This window comes from Pseudoalteromonas sp. BSi20429, from assembly GCF_000238895.1.
Taxonomy (GTDB): Bacteria; Pseudomonadota; Gammaproteobacteria; order Enterobacterales; family Alteromonadaceae; genus Pseudoalteromonas; species Pseudoalteromonas arctica.
This window is the reverse complement of record NZ_BADV01000050.1, coordinates 128,924-141,238: the sequence shown is the minus strand read 5'-3', so window position 1 is coordinate 141,238 and position 12,315 is coordinate 128,924. Positions and strand designations below refer to the sequence as shown.

The window sequence follows — 12,315 nt, the reverse complement described above, 5'->3', positions numbered from 1 at the left end:
TCAGCAACAATGCACTTATCACTACCATATTATTAACATGGTAAAGTACTTTGTCAGCACATTTGTAAACTTGGTCTATTTCGTTACTATGCTCAGACCAAGTTGCAATGCCAATAGGAGTTATTATAAATCCAATAGTTTACGTATTTATAGACTCAACGGCTTGACGCAATCGCTCTGCTATGTTTGCGCGCACTTTGCTGTTATTAGGTAAAAAATACAAACTCTTCTCTACCTAAACGCGCCACAATATTGTCTTTTCAAGATGATTTTTAGTTGAATAGGCAGGTTATTGCATTGCTGATTCTAAAGAGTATAAGTTGTTGATGCTAGTTTATTAGCGCAGGCATAGTTATTTTTAGTGTACGTTTTTAACTGCTCCTTTTGTGCTTGGTAGGTAGAATAAAAGCGACTTACTAAAGTACTAATAAAGGCTGTAATCGTTAAATGAAAAATAAGAAATCGAAGATTAAGGCTATTAATAATTCTTTCGAAAATGAATGCCATCCTAAGTATGAGGCATTCAATACTTGCACCTATAATTGAGCATAAAGCCTGCAATTACACCCTATTAAAAATTTATTATCTAATATCAATAAAGCCAGAAAAAAATATAACTTTTCACTAAGTTCAAAACTATAATTTATCTTCAATTTTTACAATACGTTAATGGTTTTTGTAAAGAAAACCTTATTTTGCAGTTGCTTTAAAAAGTAGTTAAGCTGCATACATTTATCTACTTTTTAGCCTTGGAGTGTGTTTTGCTAAATAAGTGTATTGTACCGTCTATCGTTTTTTTATCTGGGTGTTTAATGCCATTACAATCCTCGTTTGCTAAACCCGTACTTTCTCTTGAACAACAACTTGGGCAAAAGTTAATACTCGACTTTCGCTACTTTTGCCAGCAAGGAGCAAGTAATAAATGCCGAACTCCAATGACCGAGTTACCTAATGAGCTTGCTACCGCTATTGCTAAATACGATATTGGTGGAGTTATTTTATTTTCTGAAAATACCCAATCAATAGAACAAACCATTACGCTTAATAGCCAATTGCAAACAGCTGCAAGTAAATCCAGTAGTAAGCTGCCTCTATTTATATCTATAGATCAAGAAGGCGGACGTGTAGCACGGTTACCACGCGATGTTGCTACATCATTTACCGGTAATATGTCGATTGGCGCAACCTACAAAAAACACGGTACGAGCTTTGCGACAAAAACAGCAACTGTTATAGCTAAAGAACTAAACTCGCTAGGTATTAATGTAAACTACGCGCCCACGGTTGATGTAAACATGAACCCCGATAACCCTGTTATTAACGTACGCTCGTTTGGTGAAAACCCAGCATTAGTGAGTAAATTGGGCGCCGCACAGGTTGCAGGATTTGAGAACAACGGTGTTATTACCTCGTTAAAGCACTTCCCGGGCCACGGCGATACAAACGTAGATAGCCATACAGGTTTGCCTAAAGTAAACCATGCAAAAGAAGTTATATACGAGCAAGACTTAGCACCGTTTAAGCACATTATCGCCAAGCAAAACCCAGGCATGATAATGACGGCGCATATTCAATACCCAGCGCTCGATAGCACAACGTTTATAAGTGTTAATGGCAAAACGATGATAAAACCGGCAACAATGTCGCGCGGAATCATTACTGATATTTTACGTGGTGAGCTTAATTATCAAGGTGTTGTAGTAACTGATGCGCTTGATATGGCTGGCATTAGTAACTTCTTTACACCAACTCAAGCGGTAATAAATACGTTTGCGGCTGGGGCTGACATTGCCCTAATGCCCGTTGAAATTAGAACACCGGATGATTTAAACAAGCTCCATGACCTTATTAAAGAGCTTGTTGCAGCGGTTAAATCAAACCAACTTGATGAGCAAGAAATAGCACAATCAGCGATGCGTATAATTACGCTTAAAAATAAATTTAGGTTAAGCACTAATTTTGACCCTATTACCGCGCTCATAAATGCAAAGCAAACAATCGGCAGTGCAGCACATCGCGAAATAGAAGCCCAGCTTGCTGTAGAGGCAATAACGCAGGTTAAAAATAATAACAGTACTTTGCCGCTTAATTTAAAAGCAGGAAGTAATGTTCATATTATTATGCCCGACACGCGTAAATGTATGGCAATGCAGCAAGCGATTGAAGCTATCAGCCAGCAAAAACTAAACTATAGCTGTAGCAGCCTACAAGGGTTTAATCCTGCACAAGCTAAAACACAAATACACGCTGCTGATGTAGTTATAGCCGGCAATGCAACACCTAATCAAAGTGCGGTAGAAATTGGCGGTATGGATGATTTAAAAGACGATCCTAATTTTGCACTTAATAATGCAGAGCAACCAAAAGCACTTGAGTCATTATTAAATATGGCAAAAGAAGAAAACAAAAGCACTGTTTTTATAAGCCTAAGAGCCCCTTACGACATTGCTAAATTTGGCAATTATGCAAATGCTGTACTTGCATCTTACGCATATAATATTGATGTAGATAAAAACGATATTGTGTCTGGTCCCGCTTTTACCGCACTTGCAAAAGTGTTACTAGGAGAAGCACCGGCTAACGGCGTATTACCTGTCACAATAAAACCGCAAAAGGCGCACTAATATGAAACTCAATTGTGATTTAGGCGAAAGCTTTGGCGCGTGGAAAATGGGGCTAGACGATGACGTTATGCCACATATTGATATGGCTAATATTGCGTGTGGGTTCCATGCAGGCGATGCCGATGTAATGGCAAGCACGCTCACTCTTGCCAAACAACATAACGTACAAATTGGTGCTCACCCAAGCTACCCAGATAAGCAAGGCTTTGGTAGGCGCTCAATGGTACTTAGCGAAAAAGAGCTTACAAATTGCCTGCATTATCAAATAGCCGCTATTGAGGGCATGGCAAAAGTACAAGGTTTAACACTTAGCTATGTTAAACCGCATGGCGCACTTTATAACGACATGATGGCTGATGAGCAAATATTACAAACCGTTATAAATGCAATTGCTAGCTACCCAATAGATTTGAAACTAATGGTCTTAGCGACTAAAAATGCCAATAAGCACATTCAAATAGCTAAAAGCTCAGGAGTTGATCTAATACTCGAGGCATTTGCCGACAGGCAGTACACCGACGACGGGCATTTAGTGTCACGAACACTTGAGGGTAGCGTTCACAACAAAGCTGCATTACTAAAACAAGTAACTCAGCTTTTATCCGATGGCAGCGTGACAACACGAACTGGAAAAAAACTAACGCTCAACGCCGATAGCTTATGCGTACATGGCGACAATGCTGATGGCATAGCGCTTATAAAAGATATAAAAGCCCTTTGTAACTCAGCTAACTAAACTTTTACACAACTTCAAATAGAAGCTGTAAACCCCCTTTACAGCTTTAACTCATAGAGTTAAATAAGAGCTTCATCGCATCCTACTGTTAATTTAATAATCCCTAACATATAACTACTTAGCAAATTAAAAAAGTAACAACAGGGATTAAAATGAAAAAGCTTTTAACACTTAGCCTCATTTTAGGCTGTAGCAATTTAGCCTACGCTGAAACAAATACACTACAACTGCAAGACGTGTTTAATTTAGAATATGCCAATCAAATAGATATAACCGAAGACGGTAAAACTGTTTATTTTGTGCGTAACCGCATGGATATAAAAACAGATCACAAAGTTGGTAATATTTGGTCTGTTGATTACAAAACCAAACAAATGCAACCGCTAACCTCTGGCTTGCATATGGATTATTCGCCAGTCCTCTCTCCTGATGGTCAACGCCTTGCGTTTATATCAACTCGCGATGGCAGCAGCCAAATATATATAAAATGGCTTAAAACAGGTGCTATGGCAAAAATTAGTAATTTGACTAATAGCCCACGTGCGGTTACATGGAGCCCTGATTCTAGTCAGCTAATATTTAGTATGTTTGTTCCAAGCGCTACTTCAGCGCCAGTGAGCTTACCGGGCAAACCAAAAGATGCAACGTGGGCAGAACCCGCTAAATTCATCGATGATGTTTATTATCGTTCAGATGGTGGCGGTTACACGCAAAAAGGTTTTAGCCAATTATTTTCCATAGATGCTAACGGTGGTAATGCCAAACAACTCACTCATGATGAATTTGATAACGCAGGCGATGTAAGTTTTAGTAACGATGGTAAGTCGCTTTATTTTTCTGCAAACAGGCACACAAACAACCAGCTAAAACCCACAAACAGTGAAATCTATCAACTCGAGTTAGCCACACAAAATATAACTAAAGTTACTGACCGAAACGGACCTGACGAGCAGCCTAAAGTATCGCCCGATGGTCGTTACTTAGCGTACACAGGTTACGATGATAAACGCACTAACTACGAAAACGCTCAGCTTTATATTCGTGATTTAAAAACAGGTAACACAACTAGCTTAACGCCAAATTTTGATAGAAGCGTAGGTCAAATAAAATGGAGTGCAAACTCAAAAGGCATATACTTTAGCTATGCAGATAAAGGTCAAACCGCCCTCGCCTATCAACCACGCAGCGGCAAGCGTAAAATAATAACAACTCAAATTGGCAGTGTTGCCCTTGGTCGCCCTTATTCTGGTGGTGACTTTGATGTAAGCGAAGATGGCGAAGTAGCCTTTACCCTTGCCGATACTCAGCGCCCTGCTGATATAGCAACAATTAAACGCGGTAAAGCGCAGCGTTTAACTACCCTTAATGCAGATGCACTGGGCGACAAAGCTTTGGCTAAAGTGGAAGAAATTTGGATTAAATCAAGTCACGATGAGTTACCTATTCAAGGATGGATTGCTTACCCACCAGAATTTGACAGCAGCAAAAAATATCCGCTAATACTAGAAATACATGGCGGTCCAGTAGCTAATTACGGTCCACACTTTAGCGCTGAAATTCAGCTGTTTGCAGCCAAAGGAAATGTGGTTTTATACATGAACCCACGTGGCAGTGATTCATACGGTAAAGAGTTTGCACAAACTATTCATCATAATTATCCAAGTAACGATTTTGATGACTTAATGACTGGCGTTGATGCGCTAATAGCGAAAGGCTTTATTGACGAGTCTAAATTGTTTGTAACCGGTGGTTCTGGCGGTGGTGTATTAACAGCTTGGATTGTAGGTCATACCGATCGCTTTGCTGCGGCTGTAGTTGCTAAGCCTGTTATTAATTGGATCAGCTTTGTACTAACTGCCGATTTTTACCCGTTTTTTGCTGATTACTGGTTTCCGGGTAAACCGTGGGATCACATCGAGCATTACATGAAGCGCTCGCCTATTAGTTATGTTGGAAACGTTAAAACTCCTACTATGTTGCTCACTGGCGAATCTGACTACCGTACACCAATATCAGAAACTGAGCAGTTTTATCAGGCATTAAAACTACAAGGCGTTGATACTGCAATGGTGCGCATTCCTAATGCATCGCATGGTATTACAGCTCGCCCATCAAACTTAATGACTAAAGTAGCTTATATTCAATGGTGGTTTGATAAACACACTAAATAAACTCTGGGTAATAAATTTATAGCTCAAATAAAAGCCACTTCAAATAAGTGGCTTTTGTATTTACCGCCTTAGTATTCAAACTGTAAACCCCCTTTACACTTCTGTGGCAGTTAAATATCGGACTTAGCTAAAACTTCAGTTAGTAAAATTTCGGTTTATAGCATTTTTTGTAACTTGAGTTGGTAAAAAATCGGTTTGAGTCACTGTTTATAGCCTATCAGTTAGTAAAATTTTGTTTTATAGCACAGAGAAGTTAGTAAAAAATCGGTTTATAAATTCGCTAAGTTTGCCTATTAAAGCAAAAATCAGTCACTTACCTGCCTTTTAAAGTTGTTGTAAACGCTTTTTACAGCAAAATCACCCCAAATATGCCGTTTTATGAAAGGTTAGTTAAACTCTGATCTGTAAATTCACTCAGGTAGTTAAATAGTGATCCAACATGATTTGGCAAGGGCGTGTTGAACTTTGGTGGGTTAATTGCAGCAGTATGTTTGGTTTTTAGGCAAGGCGGAGCTTATGTAGTGTGGTTATTCCCCATGAATAGGAGATAACGTAGCATAAATACCAAACATGCGCTGCCCTTTGGGTTCTTTCTAGGGACGATAAACTCTTTGTTGCCTACATGGATGTAGGTAAGGGGCGTGAGCAGGACGCGGAAGCTTTGCTCGGTTTTTACTTAGCCCACTAGGTTACAAACCTCGCGCCGCGATTTAATCGCCCCTAGATTGAACAAATTTCAATCCACAAAGATCAACACGCCCTAATTAAAGTCTGATCTGTAATTATGCTTCAATGTTCTAACTTTACTTAAAGCAATAAAAAAGGGCCTATTGGCCCTTGAGTAACACTATCTAGTTAGAAATTAAAACTGGTTCATGGTGTTGTCTTCACCACCGGCTTTTAGCGCGTTATCACCAGAGAAGTATTCTTTGTGCGTATCGCCCATGTTAGACCCTGCTAGGTCTTGGTGCTTAACAGAAGCTTGCTCACGGCGAATTTCTTGGCGTTGTACATCACGTACATAAGCCAGCATACCCATATCGCCAAAATAACCTTCTGATAAAATATCAGTGCTCAACGCAGCTGTATGGTACGTAGGCAGAGTAATTAAGTGATGGAAAATACCTGCTTCACGTGCGCCATCGCGCTGGAAGTTTTGCACTAGTAAATCGGCTGCTTGCGCAAGCTCTGTTGCATCCATTTCTGGTGCCATAAGGCCTTTATTGTCGCCAAGGCTTGGGTAAGCACTAAGGTCACGGCCTGCTTCTTCCCACTCTTGATACACTTGCTCACGAAACTTAAGCGTCCAGTTAAATGAAGGCGAGTTGTTGTATACCAGTTTTGCATTTGGCACGTGTTCTTTTACACGATTTACCAGTTCTGCAATTTGCTTAACATGAGGTTTTTCTGTTTCAATCCACAGTAAATCAGCGCCCGACTGCAAGCTCGTAATACAATCTAGTACTACGCGGTCTTTTTCAGTGCCTTCGCGAAATTGAAATAAACCGTTATCTAGGCGAGTTGGTTTACATAACTGGCCATTAATTTTCATTGCTGTGTCGCCTTCATTTAAGTCATCAACACCGTTAATTGGCGTCGTTTCTAAAAATGCATTGTATTGGCTTGCTAAGTCACCTGGTGTTTGCGACACAGGTACTTTTTGAGTAAGGCTTGCACCTAATGAATCTGTACGTGCCACAATAATACCGTTATCAATACCAAGTTCTAAAAAGGCGTAACGTACTGCGTTAATCTTTGCTAAAAAGTCTTCGTGTGGAACGGTCACTTTACCCGCTTGGTGACCACATTGTTTGGCGTCAGATACTTGGTTTTCTATTTGAATGGCACACGCACCGGCTTCAATCATTTTTTTAGCCAGTAAGTAAGTTGCTTCTTCGTTACCAAAACCTGCGTCAATATCAGCAATAATTGGCACAACATGAGTTTCAAAGTTGTCTATTTTATCAATAACAGCTTGAACATCGCCGCCATTCGCTTTCGCTGCATCTAGATCGTTAAACAAGTGGTCTAGTTCACGTGCATCAGCTTGCTTTAAAAATGTGTAAATTTCTTCAATTAATGCAGGTACCGATGTTTTTTCGTGCATGCTTTGATCTGGCAGCGGACCAAATGCAGAGCGAAGTGCTGCAACCATCCAGCCACTTAAGTATACATAGCTGCGTTTAGTTGTTTTTTGATGGCGCTTAATAGCCATCATCATTTGTTGGGCAGTAAAGCCATGCCAACACCCTAAAGATTGGGTGTACAGGCTTGTGTCGGCGTCATATGCAGCCATATCTTCACGCATAACGTCTGCTGTGTATTGCGCAATTTCAATCCCTGTACGAAAACGGTTTTGTAAACGCATACGGCTTGCGTATTCAGGGTTAATAGCTTTCCATGCGCTGCCTTGTGATTGGCAAAGAGTAGAGAGTGTGTCTGTTTCGCGTTGATATGTTGTCATAATAAAATCCTTCGAACGAGTGTGTAAATTATTTTAATGTTGTGAGAGTGGCTAGGAGTGTGTGCTCCGTTTCGCTTGATTCAACATTAGGCTCCTTTTCTAGATTTAGTAAATTTATAGTTGTTATTGTGGCTATACATTTTGTGAATGGCTAAAAAGCACTCAACATTGCCTTTTTGAGTTATTGTTGCCTTAACGCACAAGCACACAACAACATCGCGACCGTTTAAGGAAGGCAATTATGTCCCACACTCTCACACATTCAGGACTCAGCGTAGACACACAACTCGCTGATTTTGTTAAAAATCAATTACTACCAGGCACTCACTTAAGTGAGCATCAATTTTGGCAAAGCTTTGCACATATCGTTCAAACACTTACCCCTACAAATAAGGCACTGCTTGAAAAACGAGAATTGCTTCAACAGCAAATAGATGACTACCATCTTGCTAATAAAACGTGGGATAGCGTTAAGTACCATGCCTTTTTGCAAGATATTGGCTATTTAGTTAAAGAGCCTACAAACTTTGAAATTGAAACCCAAAATGTAGAACCCGAAGTAGCCTTTACAGCAGGCCCTCAGTTGGTTGTGCCTGTAAGTAACGCACGCTTTGCACTTAATGCCGCTAACGCACGTTGGGGTTCGTTATACGACGCTTTATACGGTACAGATGTGTTAAGCGAAGACGATGGAGCCGAAAAAGGCAATACCTACAATCCTGTTCGTGGTTTTAAGGTAATGGCCTACGCTCGCCAGTTTTTAGATAAAGCATTGCCGCTCACTAATGGCTCGCATATAGAAAGCACTAATTATTCAGTAGTAGATGGCGCACTTTTAATTACGTTACGTGATAGCTCTCAAACCACATTAGCTGACCCATCTCAGCTTATTGGCTATCAAGGTGAAGCACAAAACCCAACCGTAGTGTTATTAAAAAACAATGATTTACACATAGAGCTCCATATCGATCACCACCACATTATTGGCCAAGCAGATAAAGCAGGCTTAAAAGATGTAGTGTTAGAGGCCGCGCTTACCACCATTATGGATTGTGAAGATTCAGTAGCTGCGGTAGATGCAGAAGATAAAGTACAAGTTTATAAAAATTGGCTTGGGTTGATGCAAGGTAACTTAGTTGAATCGTTTAAAAAAGGCGATAAAACTGTAGAGCGCACTCTGCAAAGTGATAAAACATACACCGCACTCGATGGCGGCACCGTTACTTTAAAAGGCCGTAGCATGATGTTTGTAAGAAACGTTGGCCATTTAATGACGAATCCTGCGATTACCGATGTGTACAATCAACCGGTATTTGAAGGCATTATGGATGCGATGTTTACTGCCACCGCTGCCCTGCACGACCTAAATAAAAAAACAGGTATAAAAAATTCAAGCGCGCAAAGTATTAATATAGTAAAACCAAAAATGCATGGCCCTGAAGAGGTAGCGTTTACTAACACTTTATTTAGCTTAGTAGAGGAAGCGCTAAGCTTACCTAAAAACACGCTTAAAATGGGTATTATGGATGAAGAACGCCGTACTTCTGTAAACCTAAAAGCCTGTATTTATGCAGCCAAAGAGCGTGTTGTATTTATAAATACTGGATTTTTAGACAGAACAGGCGATGAAATTCATACCTCTATGCAAGCGGGCGTTGTGCTTCCAAAAGCACAGATTAAGCAGCAACCATGGATACAAGCTTATGAGGATCGCAACGTCGATATTGGCCTTGCTTGTGGCTTAAGTCATAAAGCACAAATAGGTAAAGGCATGTGGCCAATGCCAGATAAAATGGCATTAATGATGGAGCAAAAACAAGCTCACCCTAAATCAGGCGCTAATACAGCATGGGTGCCCTCCCCTACAGCCGCTACCCTACATGCAATGCATTATCACGATATAAACGTATTTACTGAGCAGCAAAGTATAGCTAAACGTACTATTGCGAGCCTTAATGACCTGCTTACACCGCCGCTAATGACAGACCCTAAAACGCTTTCAAAAGAAGATATTCAAAGCGAGCTAGAAAACAACGCACAAGGCATTTTAGGTTACGTTGTACGTTGGATTGATCAAGGCGTTGGCTGCTCAAAAGTACCCGACATTAACCATATCGGGCTAATGGAAGACAGAGCAACACTGCGTATTTCAAGCCAGCATATGGCTAATTGGTTACTAAATGGCGTGTGCTCAAAGGCGCAAATAAAATCAACAATGGCTAAAATGGCCAAAGTGGTTGATGGTCAAAACGAGCACGACACTGCGTATACACCCATGGCAATAAACGAAGAAACCCTTAATAACAGCATTGCGTTTCAAGCTGCACTTGCACTGGTTTTGGAGGGGGTAACACAACCTAGTGGTTACACTGAACCACTGCTACATAGCTACCGTATAAGATATAAAGCACAAAAAACGAATACGCTTTAACCGCTTAAGCAAAGTTCAGATTAAGTGCTAAACCAGCTTTTAAGCTGGTTTTTTATCGCCTAAAATTAGAATAACATCACTTTTAAGGCATTTTAAAGGTATATAGATAATACACATGAATATCTAACATTTATTCAAACGTAAAAAAACGTGTTTTGCATACACAAAACACGCTTTTTAAAGCTTTAGCTAATTAAATCTAATTTTTTACAATGGCATTGTGATAAATATTTTGTACATCGTCACAATCTTCAAGCATATTTATAAACTTATCAAAGTTAGCAATAACTTCTTCGTCTTCAATTTCAATATTAACTTGAGGAATAAACGTAATTTCGTCTACTTCAAAGTTAATGCCTTCAAATGCGTCTTCAAGGGCAGTTTTAGCTTTAAAATATTCTGTTGGTGGTGCAAATACCGATATTTTACCGTCCTCGGCTTCAACATCGCTAACATCAACATCAGCCATCATTAATGCTTCTAATACTATTTCGTCGTCATCACCCGCAAAGCCAAGTACCGCATAATGATCAAACATATGTGCTACGCAGCCAGGAGTACCAATTTTTGAGTCTGTTTTAGTAAACGGTAAGCGTACATCTTTAATTGTACGGTTCGGATTGTCAGTTAAACAGTCAACTATAACCATGCAATTACCAGGACCATAGCCTTCGTAACGGGCAACAGAGTAATCTTCCCCTGCGCCACCGGCTGCTTTTTCAATTGCTTTTTCAATAACGTGTGCGGGTACTTGGTCTTTTTTAGCTTTTTCGATTAGACGGCGTAGTGTTTGATTTACTTCGGGATCGGGATCGCCACTTTTTGCTGCAACGTAAATCTCTTTACCATACTTTGAGTTTACTTTTGTTTTTGCATTGGCTGTTTTGATCATAGAACTTTGACGAACTACAAATGCTCTGCCCATTTTGTGCCCCTAATGAATACGTTACGTTTTGCGGTATTTTACCAATTCAAAACGTATTGGGCTAGGAACAAACGTTATTTTGTAATTTAAATAACGTAGCACTTATTCTTAAATAAATTTAATAGTACGCTATTTAACATAACTCTATTTTTTCAGAATAACTCTCAACTAATGTCACTAATTCAACAAAGTCATGTAAAACGTAATCTGCCTGATCGGCATAAGCAGGCGTTGACTCTGGAGCGTATAAACACGCGCGCATATTTGCATTGTGCGCAGCTTGAATGTCGTAAAGGTAATCGCCTACATAAAGTAAATTTCTGGCGTTAATGTTCCAAAGTGTAGCAATGGCATTTAAAGCGCTGGGATCTGGCTTTGCTGGGGCATCGCTTCGCGTTAAAACTGTGCTGATAGGGAGTGGATTATTTTGTAATTTAATTGCCGCTGCTTTATCAAAATTGCGAGTAACAATCGCCATCGGAATATTTTTAGACTTTAAAGCATGAATAGCTTCACTCACACCAGGTAATATACTGGCATGTTGTGCATCTATTAATTCGTGTTGGTGAACTATATTCATTGCCTCTTCACGCATATACGGTGAGGGCAACTGAGCAATGTAATCAAGTAAGTCTTGCTCGCAAGGGCAACCTATTTGGGCCTTTATTAATGCAAAATCTAATTCTGATGAAACCAATGTTCCATCTAAATCAAAAATCACTCCAAAAATAGCCTCAACCTGAGTAGTCATATCATTCCCTGAATTTAGTTATTACTAAATGAAATTTAAACATAAAATTCTCTACTGCTTATGCCCTAGGCCGGTAAATACAAAGGGATAAATGAAACTAACTATATTTAAATATTAATACGCACCATTATCAATCTATTGATAACAAAGTAATTTAAGTGCTTGATATATCATGCGCAAAAAAAGGTAAATATACAAATTGAACTCACAAAT

At 39.7% G+C, this 12,315-nt stretch carries 7 protein-coding genes; 4 read left to right on the top strand and 3 right to left on the bottom strand.

Translation table 11 applies throughout. From position 1 onward, the window contains the following. Positions 1-812: 812 nt before the first annotated feature. From P20429_RS09125 to P20429_RS09135, 3 genes are all read left to right on the top strand, one after another. On the top strand, positions 813-2,624 hold the full coding sequence (locus P20429_RS09125; RefSeq protein WP_007583630.1) for a glycoside hydrolase family 3 protein: 1,812 nt from the start codon (positions 813-815) through the stop codon (positions 2,622-2,624). Between the two features lies 1 nt (position 2,625). Beyond that, positions 2,626-3,360 (top strand): 5-oxoprolinase subunit PxpA, encoded by a 735-nt coding sequence (locus tag P20429_RS09130; protein ID WP_007583628.1) that lies wholly within the window; start codon positions 2,626-2,628, stop codon positions 3,358-3,360. A 152-nt stretch (positions 3,361-3,512) separates the two neighbouring features. Continuing rightward, positions 3,513-5,531: a S9 family peptidase gene (locus P20429_RS09135; protein WP_007583626.1), complete on the top strand. Its 2,019-nt coding sequence runs from the start codon at positions 3,513-3,515 to the stop codon at positions 5,529-5,531. An 862-nt stretch (positions 5,532-6,393) separates the two neighbouring features. Here P20429_RS09135 and P20429_RS09140 read toward each other — a convergent pair. After that, on the bottom strand, positions 6,394-7,995 hold the full coding sequence (locus P20429_RS09140) for an isocitrate lyase (protein WP_007583624.1): 1,602 nt from the start codon (positions 7,993-7,995) through the stop codon (positions 6,394-6,396). Between the two features lie 241 nt (positions 7,996-8,236). Here P20429_RS09140 and P20429_RS09145 point away from each other — a divergent pair, with 241 nt between their 5' ends. Next, the gene (locus tag P20429_RS09145) at positions 8,237-10,426 is read left to right on the top strand and encodes a malate synthase G (RefSeq protein WP_007583621.1); all 2,190 of its coding nucleotides are present in this window, start codon (positions 8,237-8,239) and stop codon (positions 10,424-10,426) included. A 199-nt stretch (positions 10,427-10,625) separates the two neighbouring features. On the opposite strand, the gene P20429_RS09150 is transcribed toward P20429_RS09145, so the two are convergent. After that, a complete protein-coding gene (locus P20429_RS09150; RefSeq protein ID WP_007583619.1) occupies positions 10,626-11,351 on the bottom strand; it encodes a YebC/PmpR family DNA-binding transcriptional regulator in 726 nt (241 codons plus the stop codon). A gap of 133 nt (positions 11,352-11,484) precedes the next feature. Next, the gene (locus P20429_RS09155) at positions 11,485-12,102 is read right to left on the bottom strand and encodes an HAD family hydrolase (protein WP_007583617.1); all 618 of its coding nucleotides are present in this window, start codon (positions 12,100-12,102) and stop codon (positions 11,485-11,487) included. Positions 12,103-12,315: the final 213 nt, after the last annotated feature.

Coding starts and splice junctions, on each gene's coding strand:
- P20429_RS09125 (WP_007583630.1), top strand. CDS start 813: ATGCCATTACAATCCTCGTTTGCTAAACCCGTACTTTCTCTTGAACAA.
- P20429_RS09130 (WP_007583628.1), top strand. CDS start 2,626: ATGAAACTCAATTGTGATTTAGGCGAAAGCTTTGGCGCGTGGAAAATG.
- P20429_RS09135 (WP_007583626.1), top strand. CDS start 3,513: ATGAAAAAGCTTTTAACACTTAGCCTCATTTTAGGCTGTAGCAATTTA.
- P20429_RS09140 (WP_007583624.1), bottom strand. CDS start 7,995: ATGACAACATATCAACGCGAAACAGACACACTCTCTACTCTTTGCCAA.
- P20429_RS09145 (WP_007583621.1), top strand. CDS start 8,237: ATGTCCCACACTCTCACACATTCAGGACTCAGCGTAGACACACAACTC.
- P20429_RS09150 (WP_007583619.1), bottom strand. CDS start 11,351: ATGGGCAGAGCATTTGTAGTTCGTCAAAGTTCTATGATCAAAACAGCC.
- P20429_RS09155 (WP_007583617.1), bottom strand. CDS start 12,102: ATGACTACTCAGGTTGAGGCTATTTTTGGAGTGATTTTTGATTTAGAT.